The sequence below is a fragment of the Mycobacterium sp. NGS15 genome, assembly GCF_059813245.1.
In genome coordinates, this window is the sequence record NZ_JCALEF010000001.1 from 832308 (window position 1) to 853411 (window position 21104).

Below are 21104 nucleotides of genomic sequence, written 5' to 3' on the forward strand. Positions count from 1 at the left end.
TAGTTTCCGCTGGTGACCGAGACCATTACCGCCGCCGCACAGGGCTACACCGTCGACGATGATGATGACGACGATCCGGTGCTCATTGCGCCTGACGGTGTCGTGGTGGACACCTGGCGGGAAAACTACCCTTACGACGAGCGGATGAGCCGTCAGCAGTACGAGCTGGAGAAGCGGTTGCTGCAGATCGAGCTCCTCAAGCTCCAGAACTGGAGTAAGCGCACCGGAGCCCGGCACGTCATCCTCTTCGAGGGCCGCGATGCCGCGGGTAAGGGCGGCACCATCAAGCGATTCATGGAGCACCTCAACCCACGTGGTGCCCGCGTCATCGCGCTGGAGAAGCCGACGGAACGCGAACGCACCCAGTGGTACTTCCAGCGGTATGTCCCGCATCTGCCGGCGGCAGGGGAGATGGTGTTCTTCGACCGGTCCTGGTACAACCGTGCCGGCGTTGAACGGGTCATGGGATTCTGCTCTGACGAGCAGCATTCCGAATTCATCCACCAGACACCACTTTTCGAGCAGATGCTGGTTAATGACGGCATCAGCCTGACCAAGCTGTGGTTCTCGGTGTCGTCCGCCGAGCAGCGAACGCGTTTTGCGATCCGGCAGGTTGACCCGGTACGCCAGTGGAAGCTCTCGCCGATGGACTTGGCTTCCCTGGATAAGTGGGACGCCTACACCAAGGCCAAGGAAGAGATGTTCTCGCTCACCGACACCGATCACGCGCCGTGGATCGTGGTGAAGAGCAATGACAAGAAGCGGGCCCGTGTCAACGCGATGCGGTACGTCCTGGGCAAATTCGACTACGACGACAAGGACGTCGAGATCGTCGGGCAGGCCGATCCGCTGATCCTGGGACGCGCGCTCACGGACTAGACGCAAGGTCGCGTCGCTCCGCTCGCCGGTTCCAGATCCCCGAGGTCGCGTCGCTCCCGCCCGCCGGACTAGCCTGGGCGGGATGCGATTCCTGTTCGCGGTCCTATTGTGGCTGCTGACCACCGCCGCGCTGGCCGTGACCGTGACAGCGGCCTGGACACAGTCCAGGGTTGTCGATGAGAACGGCTATGTTGCATTGACGGTGCCGGCGGCGGCAGATCCGAGTGTTCAGCATGCGATCGCCGAGGAACTCACCACCCAGATCGTGTCGCTGGGTAAGAAACAGGGTTCGCGCGTCAACGAGACCCAGGTCGCGGAGTTGACCGCCGCATACACCAGCGGGCCGCAGTTTCGAGCCGACTTCGCGTCGGTGAATCGGATGGCGCACCAGTGGCTGTTCACCAACTCGAGCTCGGCACAACGTGATTCGCAGGGCAGCTGGCAGATCGACGTGGCTCCTATGATCAAGAGCTTGGTGCCGCAGGGTCTGTCCATCAAGGCTCCAGAGACGTTGAAGATCTCGGTTACCGACGACAATCTGGCTGGACTGACGCCCGGACGTTTAGTGCCGGTGGCGCGCTTCGGTCAGCTTGCGGTCTGGATAGCACTCGGCCTGACCCTCATTCTCGCCGGCTTGACGCAGTTGGCTGTCCGCAGCCGCGCCAAGGGGCTTGCCGGGCTGGGTATTTCGGCACTACTCGTGGGCGCTGCCGGTTGGGCCGGGCTGGAGATCGGTCGGCGCTATCTGGACCGGCCGTTGAACCGCGTTACCGGCAATCTTCGCGAGGTGGCCGACGGGCTGGTCACCCAGGCGGTGAGCAATGCCCACCACTGGCTGAGCCTCACGATGGCTGTCGGGGGTCTGGTGATCGTGACCGGCGTGGCCGCCGGGTTGGTGGGCGGCCTACTGCGGCGCTGACGTGAACGCTAAGCCGCGTTTGCGTCGCGGATGCGCTGCACGTCGTGTTCGACGCAGCCGACCCGTTCGGCAGCGTCACTGACGGACAGTCGGCGATCCAACAGGATGTCTAGCTCGGTGGGTGAAAACTCCGGTTCGGTATCCCACGGAGCGCGGTCCCACCCGTTCTCGCTCAACCCGATGAACAGGTCGTTTCTCATCGTGCACCTCACGGCAATCTGGCTCCAACTACCGACTGTCGGGAAGCTCATCAGTGCGCTCACGTCACGGTCGGTCAACAACTTCGGCCTGCCGGGCAACTTTGCCAAGGCCAGTAATTCAGCTAACCGCCAAGGTAGTCGAGCTCACCCGTCGGCAACAACCCGTGACGGTTACGGATCGGTCTCGATTTCGGTAACGCACCCCGTCGCAAGGGCGGCCGCACCCCGACATTTGCATGCCTCTGAACTGGGAAATTAAGAGTCGACTCCAGCACTGCTTGCAGTAGTTAGCACCCGTGAGCTGCGGTTTTGTGCGGGGTGGCCCGGGGCGATTTGCCGGCCTGAAGATCTATCGAGCAAACTGCACGTGTGTGAGTATGCCGTTACCGCGGGGGAGGTCGGCTCGGCGACGTGATTTGCGAAACTGTTCCCGTCGGAAGTGACGTACGTCATGACAGACGCACTGTCACCATGCTCTCGGTGGCGGCGGCCCGGTCGATGTCCGCTTGGTTCAGGCTGCCGTCCGGATTGCGGCGCACGTTGTGATACTTGGCATCCCGCGGCACCCTCTGCAGCAGCTCGGCCAGCGGTGCGGCGATCTGCGGGCCGGTGGACAACTCGGCGGTGCCATCGAGCCGCTTGCCGCGTACCAGTGCCGTGACGGGCCGGCCATCGCGCAGATTCTTGGCCCACGCCCTGTCGGTGAAGACGGTCAACACATCGCCGTCGCGAACGTACGTGGCTGCGACGTTGTATTCCTTGCCGCTCTTGCGGCCGGTGAAGGTGAACAACGCGATATTGCCACTGAGTACGGGGTGTAGCGGGCTGCGGAGGACTCCCTTGACCATCTTATTAACCCAGGGTGGAACGGTATTGGATTCGCTCATAGGTCCATTGTTCCGTCGAGGGTGCTATTGCGGCATCGGGGATTGCCCTGAGATTTCAGGTCAGGGTGCGAGCTGGCGCCAGAGGAACTCGATGGCTAGCGCCGCCTTGAATGCCGACTGTTCGTTGTTGGCCGCACCGCCGTGACCACCCTCGATGTTCTCGTAGTACCAGACCGGTTGCCCAGCCTCTTGCAATGCGGCGGTCATCTTCCGTGCGTGCCCCGGATGAACGCGGTCATCACGAGTCGAGGTGGTCACCAGAACCGGTGGATAACGCTTCGAGGGCGAAATATTTTGGTAAGGAGAGTATTTGGAGATGAACTCCCAGTCATCGGGATTGTCGGGGTCGCCGTACTCGGCAACCCAGGAGGCTCCGGCTAGCAGCAGGTGGTAGCGCTGCATGTCCAGCAGTGGCACCTGGCACACCAATGCACCGAACAACTCCGGGTAGGCCGTGAGCATCACTCCCATCAGCAGGCCGCCGTTGCTTCCGCCCTGCGCGCCCAGCTGTGCGGCAGTGGTGATGCCGCGCGCCACGAGATCGCGCGCGACAGCGGAGAAGTCCTCGTACACCAGATGGCGGCCCTCACGCATCGCTTGGGTGTGCCACTCCGGGCCGTACTCGCCGCCCCCGCGGATGTTGGCCAGCACGTACGTGCCACCGCGGGACAGCCACAGCTTGCCCAGCACACCGTCGTACCCGGGAGTCCTGGCGACCTCAAAGCCGCCATAACCGCCGAGCAGAGTGGGGCCCGCGCCATCGGATCCCTTGGGGCGCACCACGAAATAGGGAATCGATGTCCCGTCGTCGGATTGCGTGAAGTATTGGTTCACCTCGAAGGATGCGTCGTCGAAGAATGACGGTGCCGATTTGATGGGATCGACCGCTGCGTGAGCGGCGCTTACCGCGCCGCGCAGCAATGTCGAAGGCTGAGTGAAACCCGATGTGTCAAGGAAAATCTCGTCACCCAGGTCATCGACCGCGACGATCTGCGTCGTGGTGTTGACCGGCACGCCGGTCAGTGGTTCCGAGTGCCAGGTACCCGGGGTGAAGACCAGGATCTCGCTGACCACATCGCGCAGGATCGCGACGGTGAGCCGCTCCTTGGTCCACGCATAGTGATGCAGACTCGCGTGCTGATCGGGGACGAATACCGGGGTGACGGTGCGATCGCCGTCGAGGAAGTCGGTATAGCGAGCGGCCAACAGCGTCCCAGCCGAATGCTCGGTGCCATCCACCTGCCATGGCGACTTGAGCTCGATGAGGAGCCATTCGCGGTGTACCGACACCGAGGCATCGGTGGGGGCGTCGATGCGCAGCAGCTCTCCGTCGGCGCTCAGCTCGTGTGTTTCGGAGTTGAAGAAGTCGGTGGCCCGGCTGATCACGGCGCGTTCAAAGCCTGGGGTGTCGTCAAAGCTCGCACCCACCATCACGTCTGAGGATTCACCGCTGAACACGAGCTCCGCGTCGTCCAGGGATTGGCCGCGCTTCCAGCGCTTGACCAGACGGGGATAGCCCGAATCCGTGAGACTGTCGGGACCAAAATCGGTGCCGACGAAGATGGTGTCGGCGTCGATCCAGCCGATCTGAGTCTTGGCCTCGGGTAGCACGAAGCCGTCCGTCACGAACTGTCTTGTTTCCAGATCGAATTCGCGCACCACCACCGCATCCGACCCGCCGCGCGACAGACTGACCAGCGCCCGGCGGAATTCGGGACGCAGCGCCGTCGCGCCCGCCCAGACCCAGTTTTCTTCTTCGGCATCCGCCAGTGCGTCGACGTCGATGATGACGTCCCATTGGGGATCATCCCGGCGGTACTGATCCAAAGTGGTTCGGCGCCAAAGACCGCGGGCGTTGTTGGCATCGCGCCAGAAGTTGTAGAGGAATTCGCCCCGTCGGCGCACATAGGGGATCTGCGCATCCGTATTGAGAATGGCCAGCGCCTCGGCCCGCATATCGGCAAAACGTGCACCGGAAAACTCGCCGGTCGTTATCGAGTTGTGTTCGCGTACCCAGTTCAGCGGGCCGTCACCGCCGATGTCTTCGAGCCAGAGATGTGGGTCCGAGGAGCGGCGCGCCGACGTCATTTGAGCCAGTGTGCCAGTGATCGCAGTATGGTCGAAGATGGCCCGGGGGCGGACAGAACACCGAGCAGGAGTTTTCTCGTGATACCACTGCCACGCGCGCAGGTTGTAGCTAGCGCGATGCTGCTGGGGATAGCAGTTGGACTGGTCGCTGGGATGTCTGGCGCCTTGATCGCGCACGAACCGGTGCGCCCCGACCTATTCATCGGCGTTGTTGTTGCGGTACCCAGCCTGATCGGGTTCCTGATCCTGATCGCGTCTACGCGTAAGTGGATGACGACCCTGGCGGCATTCGTGTTGGCGATTTCTCCCGGATGGTTCGGGATGCTTGCGGCGATACAGGTGATTCACAGTGTCTGACAAAAACACAGAAAACACAGCAGAGAAGTCGAGCGACGAGATCGACGGCGCTGCGACAGAGCTCGTGGACGACACGGCGAGGGAGAGCATTGTCGAGGGCGACCTCGGAGATCCGCTGGCCGTACCGATCGAGGGTGGCAAGAGCAGAGACGGTTTGGATACCGCCACATTCACCGCGTTCTCGGCGTTCAAGGATGACGACGACCTGGTAACCACCAGCCGCATCGACACCGATGCGTTACCGCTCACCGCGGCGTTTGACGTCGGCAGCGATCACACCGGTGCGATGCCGGTCACGTCGGCCGAATCGATGACGCCCGATCCCTACACCGGCGCGGTTCCGGTGGTCGCCGACGAGCCGGCGAAGCCGGTGCGGGTGCCCGCAGAGCGGGAACCGGCTTTCCTCAAGCGGTGGGTGTTGCTGTTGCTGTTGCTGGCGGCGTGGATTCCCGCCGGTGCGGTCGGACTGCTGCTCTACCAGCACTGGTTCGAGACTCTGTTGCCGCGCGACCGGACGGTCGCGGTCACCTACGTGCTGATCTGGGTGTTTGTCTGTGTGGTGGTGGCGCTGCTGCTGGCCATGCTCGAACCGCATCCGGTAGTGGTCGCCCTCGCTTTTGCCGTATTGACGGCACCTGCGATCTCGGTGGCTGCCGCCGGTGTCAAATACGGCTATGTGGCGTGCACCGCGCCCTCGGTGCCCGGGGTCCAGTCGCTGTGCCCGGAACCGCTGCGCAGTTGGGGTATTCAGTACCGAGACCGGGCTTGACGCTCCTCGCCTGACGTCGTCCTACTAGGGTGGAGCGCGTGACTGCACACTATGACGTCGTCGTTCTCGGAGCAGGTCCCGGTGGCTATGTCGCGGCCATTCGCGCAGCCCAGTTGGGCCTGACCACAGCCATCGTCGAGGAGAAGTATTGGGGCGGGGTCTGCCTCAATGTCGGGTGTATCCCGTCCAAGGCGCTGCTGCGTAACGCAGAGCTGGCCCACATCTTCACCAAGGAAGCCAAGACGTTCGGCATCAGCGGTGAGGCCACCTTCGATTTTGGTGCCGCGTTCGACCGCAGCCGCAAGGTCGCGGAGGGGCGCGTGGCCGGTGTGCACTTCCTGATGAAGAAGAACAAGATCACCGAGTACGAGGGTGTGGGCACCTTTACCGATGCCAACACGCTGGCGGTGCGGACAAAGGATGGCTCGGCTGAGACGCTGACTTTCGCCAATGTGATCATCGCCACCGGTAGCAGCGTGCGGTTGGTGCCCGGGACGGCGCTGTCGGAGAACGTGGTCACCTACGAGAAGCAGATCATGACGCGTGAGCTGCCCGGATCGATCATCATCGCGGGCGCGGGCGCCATCGGTATGGAGTTCGCCTACGTCCTCAAGAACTACGGCGTGGACGTCACCATCGTCGAGTTCCTCCCACGCGCGCTGCCCAACGAGGACGCCGAGGTGTCCAAGGAGATCGAGAAGCAGTACAAGAAGCTGGGTGTCAAGATCCTGACGGGCACCAAGGTCGAGTCGATCACCGATAGTGGATCGCAGGTCACGGTCAAGGTAAGTAAGGACGGGCAGGAGAGCGAGCTCGTCGCCGACAAGGTGTTGCAGGCCATCGGTTTTGCTCCGAACGTCGAGGGCTTCGGCCTGGACAAGACGGGTGTCGCGCTGACCGACCGCGGTGCTATCGCGATTGACGAGCGGATGCGCACCAACGTGCCGCACATCTACGCCATTGGTGACGTCACTTCCAAGCTGCAGCTGGCTCACGTCGCCGAGGCCCAGGCCGTCGTGGCCGCCGAAACCATTGCCGGGGCGGACACGTTGGAGCTCGGCGATTACCGGATGATGCCCCGGGCTACCTTCTGCCAGCCGCAGGTTGCCAGCTTCGGGCTCACCGAGGAGCAAGCCCGTGCCGAGGGATACGACGTCAAGGTGGCCAAGTTTCCCTTCACCGCGAACGGTAAGGCGCACGGACTCGCGGACCCGACCGGTTTCGTCAAGCTGATCGCCGATGCCAAGTACGGCGAGTTGATCGGCGGACACCTGATCGGCCCCGATGTTTCCGAGCTTCTGCCCGAGCTGACGCTCGCGCAGAAGTGGGACCTCACGGTCAACGAACTGACCCGCAACGTGCACACGCACCCGACGTTGTCCGAGGCGCTGCAGGAGGCGTTCCACGGACTCGCCGGACACATGATCAACTTCTGATCTTGCAGACCCCTTCTCGCGAGCAGACGCTTATTGCACATGCCAGCTGGCAGCCCTGTGCAGCAAGCGTCTGCTCGCGGTTGAGGTCCTGGCTCCCGCATCCTTGGATCAGGGCGTTCGTAACCGTTGACGAGGGCAGGAGCGATTCATAACGTCGCGCCATGTCGACTACTGATCAACTCCTCGAGAACGCAAGGGCTTATGCAGCGTCATTCGACAAGGGCGATCTGCCGTTGCCGCCGGGCCGCAAGATCGCGATTGTCGCGTGCATGGATGCACGCCTGAATCCGTATGGTCTGCTCGGCCTTCACGAAGGCGACGCGCACGTCATCCGCAATGCGGGCGGCGTCATCACAGAGGATGAGATCCGGTCGTTGGCCATCTCGCAGCGGCTGCTGGGCACCGAGGAGATCATTCTCATCCACCACACCGATTGCGGGATGCTGACCTTCACCGACGATGCCTTCAAACGTTCGATTCAGGACGAGACGGGGATCAAACCGCCGTGGTCAGCCGAGGCGTTCACCGATTTGGACGAGGACGTCCGACAGTCGGTGGCGAGGATCAAGGCCAACCCCTTTGTTCCGCGGAAGGGCAGCGTGCGCGGATTCATCTACGACGTCAAGGACGGCACATTGCGTGAGGTCGCCGCGGAGGCTTAGTGGGTAAGAAGCGCGGGCGCGTGCTGCGGAGCCGGCCAGGGCAAGGCCAGGTGGTCGCGCAGTGTGGACCCGGTGTATTCGGCGCGGAAAACGCCGCGACGCACCAGAATTGGCACCACTTGTTCGGTGAATAGTTCGAATTGGCCGGGTAGCCCCGACGTGCTCAGAATGAACCCGTCGGCGGCGCCCTCGGTGAACCACAGCTCGATCTGATCGGCCACCTGCTCGGCGGAACCGACAAATCTCGTACCGAACGCGTTCAACGTACGGTAAAGGAACTCCCGAACGGTCGGATTGCCCACGGTGGCAAGGTGTTTGTATCCGGCTAGCGCGGTTTGGTGGGTCTCGGTACTTTCCGGGAATGCCGATGCCGGCACCGGGCCGTCCAGGTCGGCGCCAATGACGTCGACATCCACCTCGAGGAGCCACCCTGCCTGGTATTCGGGGATGAAGTGCTCGTAGACAGTGCTTTCCACGGCATGCGCCTCGGCCTCGGTGGAGCCGACAACGACACCGAGCGAAGGGGTGACCAAGGGGAGGGAGGGCCGTCCGGAGGCGCGGGCCTCGTCGTGGAGCTGCCGATAGAAACTCTTAGCGCGGTCGATGTCGGTCTGCCCGGTAAAGACCACCTCGGCATGTTTTGCGGCGAAGGCTCTTCCGGTGGTGGAAGATCCGGCCTGAAAGATCACCGGTTGTCCCTGGCGGGAGGGTGTGACGCCGAGTGGCCCTTTCACCTTGTGAAACTCGCCATCGTGATTGGCGACGTGAATCTTGTTGACATCATTGTAGATTCCCGCTGCGCGGTCCTCGATGACGGTATCGGATTCGAGTGAATGCCATAGGGCCTTGACGACCTGAAGCGTCTCTTCCGCCAGTCGGTAGCGCTCGTCGTGTGGGAGGAAGCCCCGCTCACCGAAGTTGGCGGCGGCCGCCTGCGCGAAGCTGGTCACGAGGTTCCATCCGGCGCGCCCCGCACTCAGATGATCGAGCGACAACAGTTGGCGCGCTAGATGATATGGCGGCTGAAAAGTGGAGGATCCGGTGACCACCAGGCCCAGGCGATCGGTGACCGCGGCGAGGTATGAGGTGGCCGTGATCGGTTCGAAGTCTTCGGTGGACTTGTGGGCCCAGGTGGCCTCCGGGCCGAAGTTGAGGCCGTCGGCGAAGAAAATGGCGTCGAACTTGGCTGCTTCCGCCGCTTTCGCGGTGGCGACCAGCGTGTCGAGTTGGTTGGCCGGGCCGTTCCGCACGCCGGGAAGCCGCCATGCGCCACCCGAGCGCACGTTGCCGAAGGCAAGGAGATGCAACTGGCGATCGGGCACGGATGAGCCGCTTGCGCGAAGACCATCGGGCACGGATGAGCCGCTTGCGCGAAGACCATCGGGCACGGATGAGCCGCTTGCGCGAAGACCATGGGGCACAGGGTTCTCCTAAAAGTTGGTACCGGCGAAAGGCTGTGCACCGGTGGAGAACAGGGCGTCCGCCGCCGTGATCGCACCTGCGGACCGCGCCGACACGAGTCCGGCGCGTGCCAGCTGTGTCCATGAATTACCGCCGAGATAGACCGAGCCCAGGGCGGCGACGTCGAGCGACACGTCAGGGGTGTGCTGGGTGCGGCGCACCTTGTCGGCGCCTACGGCGAATCGTGCCGAGTTATGTGGAAGCAGGCCATCGTGTACCTCGATCACCACCGGCGCTGTGTCGACGTACGTGCGCGCCGCCAATGCCGCCTCGACATCGACCAGCCGGAGCCAGGTCTCGTCGCGGACACCGGTGACCGTGACCGCGCGCGGATCGGCAACGAGATGAGGGAGGGGATCGTCGACCGGGCGCGGGCCGAGCTCGATGACATCGACGAGATCCAGACCCAATAGATGGCCCACTAGTGCGCGGTAGGCGGTATCACTATGTGCGACAAGATCGTCGACCGATATCGTGCGAGTGTCGCTGGCGAACCATTCGGGCGTGTTCCGTGGCCGGTATCTGACATACCCATCTGCGTGGGTGACTACGTAGGGTTTCGCCGGGTCGGACGCGTCGAACAATTCGTGCAAACGCCACCACTGTGGCGGACGTGCCACTGCCCCGGTCCACCCCGCGCGTTCATAGATGGCGGCGAGGAGTTCCGGTGAGGACGATGTATCGAGCAGAGTGATGGGTCCTGTGTCAATGGCGCTGTGGGGCACCGCCCGCCGCCGCTGGATGCGGAACGTCGCGCTGTTGGTGGCGATCCCATAGCCGAAGCGGCGGTAGATCACCGCTTCGGAGGCGCGCAGGCTGGCGACGAGTTCCCCGCGTCCGGCGATATCGGTGAGCTGCCGGGTGACCAAAGAGGTCAGTATCCCGCGCCGGGTGTGTGTGGGTAGCACGCCGATATGTGTGACAGCCGCGTGCGGAACACGGGTGCCGCCAGGTACGGTGAGCCAACTGGTATACGAGTCGGCTCCGCCGACCAGTTCCGTGCCATCGAAAGCACCCAAATATCTTCCTGCTTCCAATAATTGGTCGGCCGCTATATCGCCCAGGGGCGGCAACCCCACCATGGCCCTCCAGAACACCGCGAAGGCGCGCTCGCGCTCCGCGGAGGTCTGGAGGAAGCGGATATCCGTCACGATCCCTTGCCCTGCGTCGTAGCAGCGAGGCGTCCGAGGCCGGTGAGGCTGCGTGGTGACGGCCACTCATCGGTCAACAGGTGCCGTCCGATCTCACGCTGGCGGTACGGCAGCGGATCGTGGGTGGTGTGTGTGCGTGCGTTGCGCCAGTAGATATCCAGTCCCACCGAATTGGCCGTTGACCGAGCGCCGGTAGCTTGGAAGATGTTGTGTGTCACATCCAGGGACACCTCGGTGGCGACGGACTTGGCCTGGTCCACCCGAATGGCCAGCGCGCCCCACTGGGCCGCGGTGAGCGCTCGGCCCGCTGACAGGGCTTGCTCGAATTCCCTCGTGGCCTCGTCGGCAAGGGCGATCCCCGCGGCGATGCCGGCCGACAGGCGCCCCAGCAGCTGCTGGTGGTACGGATCCTCGGTCACCTGCGTGGAGTGTGCCTCGGGCCACGGACGTCCCCTGTCTCTGATGTAGGCGACACCGGCGGCCAGCGCTCCCTCGGCGATCCCGAGGTACAGATGTACAAAGATCAGCTGGCTGAACAACGCCCGCAGGCCATCGCGGTGGTCGGGGTCGTCACCGTATTCGCCAAGACCGGTGAGCACCTCGTCGTGGCGCAGCAGCACATTATCGAATTCCACACTGCCGCTTGCGGTAAGCCGTTGTCCGAGGTTGTCCCAATCCTGGTTGAACCGCAAACCCTCCCGATCGCTGGGGATGATCGCGTTGATCGGCTCCTCCTCATAGAGCAGCACGGTGATCAGGTCGGCAACCGCGACCCCGGTGGCGAACGTCCGGGTGCCGTTGACCCGATAGCCCTCCTCTGTCCGGGTAACCGTGATGCCCGGGTCGCGTGGATTGCTGACACTGCCCTGGAACCAGCCCTGCTCGCCCACGCCGCGTGCGATGTGCTCGCGCTGGGCCGGTGACCCGAGAATATGAGTCCACACGCCATTGGAGAAGTGATAGACAAGCAGCTGGCCGATGGAGCCGTCGGCCGCCGCGATGATCCGGCCGAGTTGTAGCGCTTGCGCCAAATTGCCTCCGGCGCCGCCGAATTCGTGTGCGGTAGCGAAGGACAGCAGGCCGTGCTCGCGTAGTAGACCAATCTCTGCGACGGGATTCTGGTTGGCCCGGTCTCGTTCCAGCGCGGTGGCCGCCAGCGCGTCGGCGACGCGTTCGGCGATGCGTGTCCACTCGGAGAAGTCGGCATCGCTGACCCCTTGGTACACAAGGACTGGCGATTCGGTAGTGGTGGTCATGTGACGAGAGCTCCTGAATTATTCGTGTCGGCGGGTTGACCTTCGGCCGCAGGTTCGTGGTGCAGAACCTCGAGGATGCCGAGCGCTGCCAGGCGTTCCTTCTCGGGATCGGAAAGCGTTTGGATGGAACCGATCCGGGCTGCGACCTCTGGCCGTCGGGCCCGCAGAAACCAGTAGCGCAGCAGCCCGGCAAGCAGGATCGCGCCGAAGATGAGCGGCAGTATGTTGAACGGGAAGGTGGGCACGGGATAGAAATTGCTGAAGATCACGTACCCGATGGCCAGGGTGGCTGCGGCCGATACCGCGAGCCGGGCCGGGGTGAGGGCCTTGATGCGGTACAGCCAGATTGGGGTGGCCACCACCACGAGCAGGTAACTGGTGAGGAAGCCCCAATTGGCCACGTAGTTTCCATACACATCGAACACCAGGCGGCCCACCGAGCTGAGCGTTGCGGTGACGGAAAAGACCACCGCGACGAACCCAATGAGGAAGATTCCGGCGACTGGGGTCTTGTAGACCGGGTGTACGCGAGCGAGGGCCGCCGGGAGTGCTCCTTCGTGGGCCAGGGTGAACAGTCCGCGTGCCGCCGAGTTGATGACTGCTGTCACGAACACGATGAACGCGATGGTTACCGCCAGGCTTATCGGATAGATCGACCATGCGACACCGGAATTCGTGGCGACCTGAGGAAGTATCGCGCTGTCGCCGTCGATGTTCCGGAATTGCAGGATCTGCGGGTAGGTGGCCAGGATGTACAGCACGCCGATGATCAGCACGACGCGCAGCAGTGAGCGAGCGATGGTGCGGTGCGCGTCCCGGGACTCTGCGCCCAGGGACGCCACGCTTTCGAATCCCGCATACGCACCGACCGCGGTGACCGCTGCGATGAAGGTGGTGCTGTTGCCGAGGCTGGACAGCGACCACTGCTCGGTGTCGATACGCCAGCCGTAGCTGACATACGAGGCCACAATGATGATGAGAATGAGTGCGGTGGCGATGATTTCGAAGATGAGCTCATACTTGGCGGAGATGGATACGCCGCGGTAGGGCAGATAGACGGCGACCGCGACGACCAGTGCCACCAGTGCCAGCTTGAACGCTGTTGCCTCCGAGTGGATTCCGATCGCATCAAGGAAGGATTCGAAGTACAGCACACCGCCGAGAGTCCCCGTGGTGGCGAAGGTGATGTAGCCGATGAGGAGGCTGAAACCGGCGGCGTACGCGGCACCGGGGCCCAGTCCGTTGCCGGCATATGTCCCGAGTGAGCCCGAGGACACCGTTCTTTTGGCCTGGAAGCTGATGGTCGTGGCGATGAGAACCACCGCGACCAGGCCGATCACCGCTGCCCAGGCGGCACCCTTGCCTGCCGCCACGAACAGGGAAAACGGAACCGTCGCGACCGCGACACTGGGTGCTGCCGCTGCCAGTCCCTGAGCGAAGACACCCCAGGAGCCGACGGCATCGCGCTCGAGTCCGTGGGATTCGGCGTTCCGAAGGGATCTGCCGTTGACGGTGAGCCGATGGGTGGGAGCGGACATGCGGAATTGCCTTCGTTCGGCGGGAGTGGATTGAAACATGCAGCGCGCAAAAGAAATTGCGCGCCTACCTACAGTCCGGGGCCAAGCGCATGCTCCGATGGTGAGGCGGCATCAAGAACGTGTCAACGGCACGCACGGCGCCGCAGCCGGTACCTGCGACGACTTAGCGCTCGCCCTGCGCGTATGTCCGACTTGACCTGGAGTCGACTCCAGGTTCTACCGTGGCTTTGTGAGCACAAGTGAGCCGCAGAATGACGGGTTTCCGATCTCGCACGTTGCCCAACGAACGGGGCTGTCGATCGATGCGCTGCGCTGGTTCGAACGCGAGGGTTTATTCCCCCGGGTGCCGCGTGACGGCGGTGGTCGCCGACGGTTCAGTGACGACGACATCGAGCGTGTCCAGCTGATGCTGCGGCTGCGCCGCACCGGCATGCCGGTGCGCGATATGCGGCGGTTCATTCAGCTGTTGGAGGGCGGCGAGGAGACCCATGCCGAGCGCCTGGAGCTGCTGTTCGCGCAGCGTGTGCGGATTATGGCGGCCATGGAGCGACTCACCGAGGACCTCAAGGTCGTCGATTTCAAGGTTGCGTATTACACCGAGTCGGTCAATGGCGCTCCGACTGCCGCAGTGGGACAGAAGAAGGGCTGACATGAAATACACACAGATCGGTGGCCTCCCGGTATCGCGAATCGGCTTGGGCGCCATGTCGATGTCCTCCGGCTACCAGCCGCTTGATTCGGATGCGGGCCCGGACGAACAGGCTTCGATTGAGGCGCTGCGACGGGCGTTGGATCTCGGTGTGACCCTCATCGACACCGCCGAGATATACGGCCCATATGCCAACGAGGAGCTCGTGGGCAAGGCCATCGCGGGTCGCCGGGGTGATGTGGTGCTGGCCACCAAGTTCGGGTTGGTGTCGCACAGTACTGGGGAGCTTTTCCGCCCTGACAGCTCGCCGGCGAATATCGTTGTCGCGGTCGAGGGTTCCTTGCGGCGGCTCGGTACCGATTACATCGACCTGTACTACCAGCATCGCGTGGACCCGAATGTGCCCATTGACGAGGTAGTGGGGGTGCTGGCGGATCTGGTGGGCCAGGGCAAGGTTCGCCGGATAGGTTTGTCCGAGGCTTCCCCGGCTACGGTGCGCCGGGCACACGCGGTACATCCGATCACCGCGGTGCAGTCGGAGTACTCGCTGTGGACTCGCGACGTCGAGTCGGAGCTGCTGCCGACCCTGCGGGAGCTGGGTATCGGGCTGGTGCCCTATTCGCCGCTGGGCCGGGGCTTCCTCACGGGTGCTATCCGGTCGGCGGACCAGCTCGCGGACGATGACTTCCGCAAGAACCTGCCGCGGTTCAACGCGGACAACCTCGACGCCAACTTGGCGCTTGTCGAGCAGGTGCAGACGGTCGCCGCGGAGGCCAGCCTGACTCCCGCGCAGGTTGCACTGGCCTGGCTACTGGCACGCGGTGAGGACATCGTGCCGATCCCCGGGACCACGAAAGCGGCGCGCGTGGAAGAGAACACGGGAGCGGTAGACGCCGCGCTGTCAGCCGAACAGCTTGTCCGGCTGGACGGTTTGGCGCCTGCGGCCGGGGAGCGCTACTCCGCGCAGCACACGGCGCTGCTGGACCGGTAGCGCATTGCGGGTTGTCTCAGTGATCCAGCGGAATGCGCAACGATGACATGGTCGCGGCGAGGCCGTCGTACTGCGTGACGAGTAAGCAAAAGCCGATGAGCTGTCGGCGGTCCAGGAACTTCGAGAGTCCCTCCCATGCATTATCGGAAAGTGTTCTGGTGGTGAGAATCTCGTCGACCCCGGTGATGAGCGCGCGCTCCTTGTCGGAGAGTCCGTCGGCGCCGGCCCCGGCGAAGATCCGTTCTTGATAGGCGGGATCGATACCGGCGCTTTTGGCGATGCGGGTGTGGTGCTGTAGTTCGTACTCGCATTCGCGTACGTGGGCCACGCGGAGGATGACCACTTCGGTATCGCGGGCAGAAAGTTTGGTGCCGCGCAGAATCGCACCGGAGTACGCCAACCACGGCCAGAATCGGATGCCCGTCTGTCCGAGCGTCGTCGCCAGGTGCATCTCCGGCACGCTGATCGCGCGTGCCATGCCCTTGGCGATCACCCAGTTGACCGGTCCCAGCTCACGCAGACCACCTGATGGGATACGGCCGCCGGCACGGGCTGCTCTGCGCGCAAGTGGCTCATCACTCACTGTCGGGCTCCTTCTTGCTGGACAAGGTATGGCGACACCGTACTGCGATGCTCGTCAAGATCGAGTGCCCGCCCGAGTGCCGGGAAGGCGCGCTGGGGACAGTTATCGCGCTCGCACACGCGACAACCCACGCCGATCGGCGTCGTCGCGCCTTCCGAGGACAGATCCAGACCCTCCGAATAGACCAGCCGGTGCGCATGCCGCAACTCGCAGCCCAGTCCGATCGCGAACGTCTTACCTGGCTGGCCATAGCGCGACGCACGCCGTTCGACAGTGCGTGCCACCCACAGGTAGTTGCGCCCGTCGGGCATCTGCGCCACCTGAACCAAGATCTTGCCCGGGTTGCCGAAGGTCTCGTAGACGTTCCACAGCGGGCAGGTACCACCGCTGGAGGAGAAGTGGAATCCGGTGGCCGACTGTCGTTTGGACATGTTTCCGGCACGATCAACCCGGACGAACGAGAACGGGACCCCCCGCATCGACGGGCGCTGCAGGGTGGACAGCCGGTGGCAGATGGTCTCGTAGCTCACCGAGTAGAACGCGGAGAGCCGTTCGATGTCGTATTGGAAATCCTCGGCCACCCCGTGGAACTGGCGGTAGGGAAGGACCGTGGCGGCGGCGAAGTAGTTGGCCAGGCCCAGGCGGGCCAACTTCCGCGATTCCTCCGAGGTGAACTTGCCGTCGTCGACCATGGTGTCGATGAGATCGCCATACTCCAGATAGGCCAGCTCGGCGGCGAGCTTGAAAACCTGCTGACCGCCGGAGAGGTGATTGCTGATCTCGAGTGTCTTGGATCCGGGGTCGTACTTGTGCAGGACGCTGTCACCGAGATCGATGCGCCGGGCGATTTGTACGCCATGCACCTCGGTGAGACGGTCGGCGATTTCTCTGGCCAGGTCTGCCCGGTGCATGCGCATCCGAACCGTCAGGTCTTCAGCGGCGGTGTCTAGCTCGTGGAGATAGTTGTGCCGCTGATAGAAGTAGTCGCGTACCTCCTCGTGCGGCATGGTGATCGAACCCCGCCCGGAGCTTGAGCCGCTGCCGTCGGTGTAGCGGTCCTCGGTGGCGGCCGCCAACTGTGTGGTGGTGATCCGGTAGCGCCGATGCAGGTTGACCATGGCGCGGGCCAACGCGGGATGCCCGGCGACCACATCGGCGATCTCCGCGGGATCGACGTCGATGTCCAGGTCCTTGTCCTGCACCACCTCGCGCAGTTCGGCGATGAGGCGGCTGTCGTCCTGGGAGGAGAAGAACGTCGCGTCGACGCCGAACACCTCGGTGATACGCAGCAATACCGCGACGGTGAGCGGTCGGACGTCATGCTCGATCTGGTTGAGATAGCTCGGGGAGATCTCCAGCATCTGGGCGAGCGCGGCTTGGCTGAACCCGCGTTCGCTCCGGAGTTGACGAAGGCGCCCTCCAACATACGTTTTGGACACGTTGACCAGCGTACGCGCCTTGCGAACTCTAGCTTCGCAGTCTTGGCAAGGTTCGGATCTGTCCGCGATGCCCGCCGCGGCGGCGGGAATGGGGGCCGGATGCCACCGAGCAATCAAGCTGGTTTGCTTTCTGGACGTATCTCGGCCGAGTCCGTGGGCGAACACGTTGGCCCGGGCTGCGTCTCGCTATGACCGGCGCCACTGTGACTGGTGGTCGGGCTCGGGGGTCACAAACGAGGTCTCCAACTGCTGATTAGCTATCTGTTCACTCATTCGTAGGGAATGGTAAATCTTGTCAACAGGGTTGCCCGTGATAGCGCGCAGTAAATCTGTACACGCACGTATCCCACATAGCGTGCTACTTATTCCATATCGGGTGTGCAACGGGCACATACGCGACTCTCATGCATGGTCTAATCTTTAACGGCCGGGGAGCACCGCTGAGGTGTTCCGCGTTTTGCAATTGGGACGTACATGTCCGAGCATGGTGCCGGATGCGGAGATAGACGAGGAGGGTTACGATTCTTCGGCTTTTGATGCGTCTGTGGATTCCGATACTGGTGCTCGCGGTAATTAGCGCCGGCGGATTTGCGGTGTCGCGGCTCCACGGTGTATTCGGTTCCGAGAACCGTCCATCGTATGCCGACACGAATGTCAGTGACGCCAAATCGTTTGATCCCAAGAAGATGTCGTATGAGGTTTTTGGATCACCGGGGAATGTGGCCGATATCAGCTATTTCGACGTAAATGGTGATCCGCTGTTCATTCAAAAAATCCCATTGCCGTGGTCGGTGAAATTCGAGATCGGCAAGACCACCGCCGTCGGAAGCATCATGGCGCAGGGAGATGGTCGCAGCATCGGCTGCCGCATTATCGTGGATGATGAGGTCAAGTCCGAGAAGGTGACAACTCAGACCAACGCCTTTACCTCATGCCTGCTGAAGGCAGCATGAGCGAGGGCGACGGCAAAGTTCAATCGCACCGGCCGATAATGGCGACCATTATCCGCCGGGGTGCGGTGTTTATTATCTTGGGCTGGCTTGCGATCACTGTCTTGCTGACCGTCAAGGTACCGCCGCTGGAGATCGTCGAAAGAGAGCATTCGGTCTCGCTCAGCCCGCCGGACGCGCCTTCTGTCAAAGCGATGACACAGATGGGGAAGGTCTTCGAGGAGTCCAACTCGGAGAGTGTCGCCGTGATCGTGCTCGAGGGAGAGAACGCCCTCGGCGACGACGCGCACAAGTATTACGACGCCGTCGTTCGTCAATTGAAGGCCGATCCGAAACATGTGCAGCACATCCAGGACTTTTGGGGTGACCCGCTAACCGCAGGTGCGGCCCAGAGCGCTGACGGAAAAGCCGCGTATGTGCAATTGAATCTCACCGGGCGTTTTGGTCAGGCCGATGCGAATGAATCCGTAGAAGCCGTCCAGAAGGTCATCAAGAACACTCCGGGGCTGCCGCCGGGGGTCAAGACGTATGTCACCGGTCCCGCGGCCATTGTCTCCGACATGTCGGAGAGTGGAAACCGGACGGTCATCCTCATCACCGTGGTGAGCGTCGGAGTGATTTTCCTGATGCTGCTCCTGCTCTACCGATCGTTCATCACGGTCATCATCCTGCTGTTCACCGTCGGCATCGAGTTGCAGGTTGCGCGAGGTCTTGTCGCGTTCCTCGGCATGCACGGGATCGTGGGGTTGACCACCTTCGTCGTCAACCTGTTGGTGTCTGTGGGTATTGCCGCAGGTACGGACTATGGAATCTTTTTCACGGGGCGGTACCAGGAGGCGCGCCAGGCGGGCGAGGATCGCCAGACCGCCTACTACACCGCCTACCGCGGGGTGGCCAAGGTCGTGCTGGCATCCGGCTTGACCATCGCCGGCGCGATCGCCTGTCTGCACTTCACTCGACTGCCCTACTTCAAGCCGCTGGGTATCCCTGGCGCGGTAGGCATTCTGGTCGCGGTGGCAGTTGCGCTGACGCTTGTTCCGGCGTGCATCGCCGCGGGCAGCCGGTTTGGGCTGTTCGATCCCAAGCGGCAGGTGACGACGCGCCGCTGGCGACGGGTGGGCACCGCGATTGTGCGATGGCCCGGGCCCATTCTCGCCGGGACGGTGGCGATTTCGCTCATCGGGCTCCTGACGCTGCCGGGATACAACCCCAGCTACACCGACGCGAAGTACATACCGCAAGACATCCCCGCGACGCAGGGACTCATCGCGGCCTCACGGCATTTCCCGGAATCGAAGATGTCCACGCCCGACATCCTGCTGATCGAGGCCAACCACGATATGCGCAACTCGGCCGATCTGCTGGTGTTGAACAGGCTGGCCAAGGCGGTATTCGCGGTCCCCGGTATAGCCAACGTGCAGTCCATCACGCGTCCCGAGGGAACGCAGATCGAGCACTCGTCGGTGCCGTTCATGCTCAGCATGTCGAATGCGAGCCAGCGATTGAGCCTGCCCTTCCAGCGTGCGCGCATGGACGACATGCTCAAGCAGGCCGATGACATGGGGACGACGATCGCGCTCATGCAGCGCATGTTCGATCTGATGAAGCAGATGGTGGCGACGACTCACCGCATGGTGAGTACCACGCACGATCTGCAGAAAGATATGTCCACGCTGCGGGACCACATCGAAAATTTCGAAGACTTCTGGCGGCCGATCCGTAACTACTTCTATTGGGAGAAGCACTGCTTCGATATCCCCATCTGCTGGTCGATCAGGTCGATCTTCGATGCGCTCGACGGCGTCGATCAGGTGACCGACAAGATGGAGAATCTGGTGGGCGATCTCGACGAGTTGGACAGGCTGATGCCCCAGCTGCTCGAACAGTTCCCCGTGATGATCGACACCATGAAGAGCACCCGCGAATCGATGCTGACGATGCACAGCACGATGTCTGGCATCTTCGCCCAGATGGATGAATCCACCGAGAACTCGACGGCCATGGGCAAGGCTTTCGACGCATCGAAGAACGATGACTCCTTCTACCTACCGCCGGATGTGTTGAACAACAAGGACTTCAAACGGGTCATGAAGATCTTCATGTCGCCCGACGGCAAGTCCTCGCGCATGCTCATATCTCAGCGCGGAGATCCCGCCACGCCCGAAGGCATTTCGCGGGTGGAGCCGATCAAGACCGCGGCGGAGGAAGCGCTCAAGGGCACCCCGCTGGAGCACGCCACGCTCTCCCTGGCCGGTACGGCGGCGGGTGTCAGCGAGCTGGTCGAGGGATCAAAATACGATCTCCTGATCGCGGGTGTCGCGGCGCTGTGCCTCATTTTCATCATCATGTTGTTGATGACGCGGAGCTTGGTTGCCGCGCTGGTGATCGTCGGAACCGTGGCGTTGTCGTTGGGTGCGTCGTTCGGTCTGTCCGTTCTTGTGTGGCAACACATTTGCGGTATCCAGATCAACTGGGTGGTATTGGCCATGTCGGTCATCGTGCTGCTCGCGGTGGGGTCCGACTACAACCTGCTGCTGGTCTCGCGCATGAAAGAGGAGTTAGGCGCGGGCCTCAACACGGGCATCATCCGGGCGATGGGCGGCACCGGCAAGGTTGTGACTGCCGCCGGCCTGGTCTTCGCGGCCACGATGGGCTCCATGATCGTCAGCGACCTGCTCACCATCGGGCAGGTGGGAACCACGATCGGCCTTGGTCTTTTGTTCGACACCTTGATCGTTAGAGCCTTCATGACGCCGGCCATCGCTGCGCTCCTGGGCCGGTGGTTCTGGTGGCCACTGCAGGTGTCTCCCCGGCCGGTCGGTGCGGTGCACGGGTGGAAGGGACCGCGCCTCGTCCGTTCCGTGCTGCAGAGGAACTGATGAGACCGGG

At 62.9% G+C, this 21104-nt stretch carries 19 protein-coding genes; 10 read left to right on the forward strand and 9 right to left on the reverse strand.

What is annotated here, in order from left to right; all coding sequences use genetic code 11:
* Nucleotides 1-12 precede the first annotated feature (12 nt).
* Both ppk2 and AC5Y5C_RS03915 read left to right on the forward strand, forming a co-directional pair.
* On the forward strand, nt 13-879 hold the full coding sequence (gene ppk2 / locus AC5Y5C_RS03910) for a polyphosphate kinase 2 (RefSeq protein WP_499969135.1): 867 nt from the start codon (nt 13-15) through the stop codon (nt 877-879).
* An 82-nt stretch (nt 880-961) separates the two neighbouring features.
* Entirely contained in the window at nt 962-1798 is an 837-nt protein-coding gene (locus AC5Y5C_RS03915; protein ID WP_499969137.1) for a hypothetical protein, read from the forward strand.
* Nucleotides 1799-1806: 8 nt separating this feature from the next.
* Here AC5Y5C_RS03915 and AC5Y5C_RS03920 read toward each other — a convergent pair whose 3' ends face one another.
* The 3 genes from AC5Y5C_RS03920 to AC5Y5C_RS03930 form a co-directional block, all read right to left on the reverse strand.
* Complete coding sequence (locus AC5Y5C_RS03920) at nt 1807-1998, reverse strand: hypothetical protein (RefSeq protein ID WP_499969139.1); 192 nt, start codon at nt 1996-1998, stop codon at nt 1807-1809.
* 449 nt (nt 1999-2447) lie between these two features.
* Complete coding sequence (locus AC5Y5C_RS03925; RefSeq protein WP_499969141.1) at nt 2448-2885, reverse strand: nitroreductase/quinone reductase family protein; 438 nt, start codon at nt 2883-2885, stop codon at nt 2448-2450.
* A gap of 60 nt (nt 2886-2945) precedes the next feature.
* Nucleotides 2946-4973 carry a prolyl oligopeptidase family serine peptidase gene (locus AC5Y5C_RS03930; protein WP_499969143.1) on the reverse strand — a complete coding sequence of 676 codons (2028 nt, stop codon included), beginning with the start codon at nt 4971-4973 and terminating at the stop codon, nt 2946-2948.
* A gap of 78 nt (nt 4974-5051) precedes the next feature.
* Between AC5Y5C_RS03930 and AC5Y5C_RS03935 the strand changes: the two genes are divergently transcribed.
* The 4 genes from AC5Y5C_RS03935 to AC5Y5C_RS03950 all read left to right on the forward strand — a co-directional run bounded on the left by AC5Y5C_RS03935 (nt 5052) and on the right by AC5Y5C_RS03950 (nt 8197).
* A complete protein-coding gene (locus AC5Y5C_RS03935; RefSeq protein WP_499969145.1) occupies nt 5052-5330 on the forward strand; it encodes a putative holin in 279 nt (92 codons plus the stop codon).
* Nucleotides 5323-6099 (forward strand): hypothetical protein, encoded by a 777-nt coding sequence (locus AC5Y5C_RS03940; RefSeq protein WP_499969147.1) that lies wholly within the window; start codon nt 5323-5325, stop codon nt 6097-6099. The genes AC5Y5C_RS03935 and AC5Y5C_RS03940 overlap by 8 nt, the downstream gene beginning before the upstream one ends.
* Before the next feature lie 38 nt (nt 6100-6137).
* A complete protein-coding gene (gene lpdA, locus AC5Y5C_RS03945; protein WP_499969149.1) occupies nt 6138-7535 on the forward strand; it encodes a dihydrolipoyl dehydrogenase in 1398 nt (465 codons plus the stop codon).
* A 161-nt stretch (nt 7536-7696) separates the two neighbouring features.
* Nucleotides 7697-8197, forward strand: coding sequence for a beta-class carbonic anhydrase (locus tag AC5Y5C_RS03950; protein ID WP_499969151.1), 501 nt, complete (start codon nt 7697-7699; stop codon nt 8195-8197).
* On the opposite strand, the gene AC5Y5C_RS03955 is transcribed toward AC5Y5C_RS03950, so the two are convergent.
* The 4 genes from AC5Y5C_RS03955 to AC5Y5C_RS03970 form a co-directional block, all read right to left on the reverse strand.
* Nucleotides 8194-9552, reverse strand: coding sequence for an NtaA/DmoA family FMN-dependent monooxygenase (locus AC5Y5C_RS03955; protein ID WP_499969364.1), 1359 nt, complete (start codon nt 9550-9552; stop codon nt 8194-8196). The two genes, AC5Y5C_RS03950 and AC5Y5C_RS03955, sit on opposite strands and share 4 nt — an antisense overlap.
* Nucleotides 9553-9627: 75 nt before the next feature.
* Entirely contained in the window at nt 9628-10809 is a 1182-nt protein-coding gene (locus tag AC5Y5C_RS03960; RefSeq protein ID WP_499969153.1) for a GNAT family N-acetyltransferase, read from the reverse strand.
* Nucleotides 10806-12065: an acyl-CoA dehydrogenase family protein gene (locus AC5Y5C_RS03965; protein ID WP_499969155.1), complete on the reverse strand. Its 1260-nt coding sequence runs from the start codon at nt 12063-12065 to the stop codon at nt 10806-10808. Before AC5Y5C_RS03965 ends, AC5Y5C_RS03960 begins: the two co-directional genes overlap by 4 nt.
* The gene (locus AC5Y5C_RS03970; RefSeq protein ID WP_499969157.1) at nt 12062-13603 is read right to left on the reverse strand and encodes an APC family permease; all 1542 of its coding nucleotides are present in this window, start codon (nt 13601-13603) and stop codon (nt 12062-12064) included. Before AC5Y5C_RS03970 ends, AC5Y5C_RS03965 begins: the two co-directional genes overlap by 4 nt.
* A gap of 229 nt (nt 13604-13832) precedes the next feature.
* Between AC5Y5C_RS03970 and AC5Y5C_RS03975 the strand changes: the two genes are divergently transcribed.
* Together AC5Y5C_RS03975 and AC5Y5C_RS03980 are read left to right on the forward strand one after the other, a co-directional pair.
* Entirely contained in the window at nt 13833-14252 is a 420-nt protein-coding gene (locus AC5Y5C_RS03975; protein ID WP_499969159.1) for a MerR family transcriptional regulator, read from the forward strand.
* A 1-nt stretch (nt 14253) separates the two neighbouring features.
* A complete protein-coding gene (locus tag AC5Y5C_RS03980; RefSeq protein WP_499969161.1) occupies nt 14254-15243 on the forward strand; it encodes an aldo/keto reductase in 990 nt (329 codons plus the stop codon).
* Between the two features lie 16 nt (nt 15244-15259).
* On the opposite strand, the gene AC5Y5C_RS03985 is transcribed toward AC5Y5C_RS03980, so the two are convergent.
* Both AC5Y5C_RS03985 and ramB read right to left on the reverse strand, forming a co-directional pair.
* The gene (locus AC5Y5C_RS03985; protein WP_499969162.1) at nt 15260-15826 is read right to left on the reverse strand and encodes a carboxymuconolactone decarboxylase family protein; all 567 of its coding nucleotides are present in this window, start codon (nt 15824-15826) and stop codon (nt 15260-15262) included.
* Nucleotides 15823-17265: an acetate metabolism transcriptional regulator RamB gene (gene ramB, locus AC5Y5C_RS03990; RefSeq protein ID WP_499969164.1), complete on the reverse strand. Its 1443-nt coding sequence runs from the start codon at nt 17263-17265 to the stop codon at nt 15823-15825. Before ramB ends, AC5Y5C_RS03985 begins: the two co-directional genes overlap by 4 nt.
* A gap of 536 nt (nt 17266-17801) precedes the next feature.
* Between ramB and AC5Y5C_RS03995 the strand changes: the two genes are divergently transcribed.
* Nucleotides 17802-18218 (forward strand): MmpS family transport accessory protein, encoded by a 417-nt coding sequence (locus tag AC5Y5C_RS03995; protein ID WP_499969166.1) that lies wholly within the window; start codon nt 17802-17804, stop codon nt 18216-18218.
* Nucleotides 18215-21094, forward strand: coding sequence for an MMPL/RND family transporter (locus tag AC5Y5C_RS04000; protein WP_499969168.1), 2880 nt, complete (start codon nt 18215-18217; stop codon nt 21092-21094). Before AC5Y5C_RS03995 ends, AC5Y5C_RS04000 begins: the two co-directional genes overlap by 4 nt.
* Nucleotides 21095-21104: the final 10 nt, after the last annotated feature.

Coding starts and splice junctions, on each gene's coding strand:
- AC5Y5C_RS03915 (WP_499969137.1), top strand. CDS start 962: ATGCGATTCCTGTTCGCGGTCCTATTGTGGCTGCTGACCACCGCCGCG.
- AC5Y5C_RS03920 (WP_499969139.1), bottom strand. CDS start 1,998: ATGAGAAACGACCTGTTCATCGGGTTGAGCGAGAACGGGTGGGACCGC.
- AC5Y5C_RS03925 (WP_499969141.1), bottom strand. CDS start 2,885: ATGAGCGAATCCAATACCGTTCCACCCTGGGTTAATAAGATGGTCAAG.
- AC5Y5C_RS03930 (WP_499969143.1), bottom strand. CDS start 4,973: ATGACGTCGGCGCGCCGCTCCTCGGACCCACATCTCTGGCTCGAAGAC.
- AC5Y5C_RS03950 (WP_499969151.1), top strand. CDS start 7,697: ATGTCGACTACTGATCAACTCCTCGAGAACGCAAGGGCTTATGCAGCG.
- AC5Y5C_RS03965 (WP_499969155.1), bottom strand. CDS start 12,065: ATGACCACCACTACCGAATCGCCAGTCCTTGTGTACCAAGGGGTCAGC.
- AC5Y5C_RS03970 (WP_499969157.1), bottom strand. CDS start 13,603: ATGTCCGCTCCCACCCATCGGCTCACCGTCAACGGCAGATCCCTTCGG.
- AC5Y5C_RS03980 (WP_499969161.1), top strand. CDS start 14,254: ATGAAATACACACAGATCGGTGGCCTCCCGGTATCGCGAATCGGCTTG.
- AC5Y5C_RS03995 (WP_499969166.1), top strand. CDS start 17,802: ATGCGTCTGTGGATTCCGATACTGGTGCTCGCGGTAATTAGCGCCGGC.
- AC5Y5C_RS04000 (WP_499969168.1), top strand. CDS start 18,215: ATGAGCGAGGGCGACGGCAAAGTTCAATCGCACCGGCCGATAATGGCG.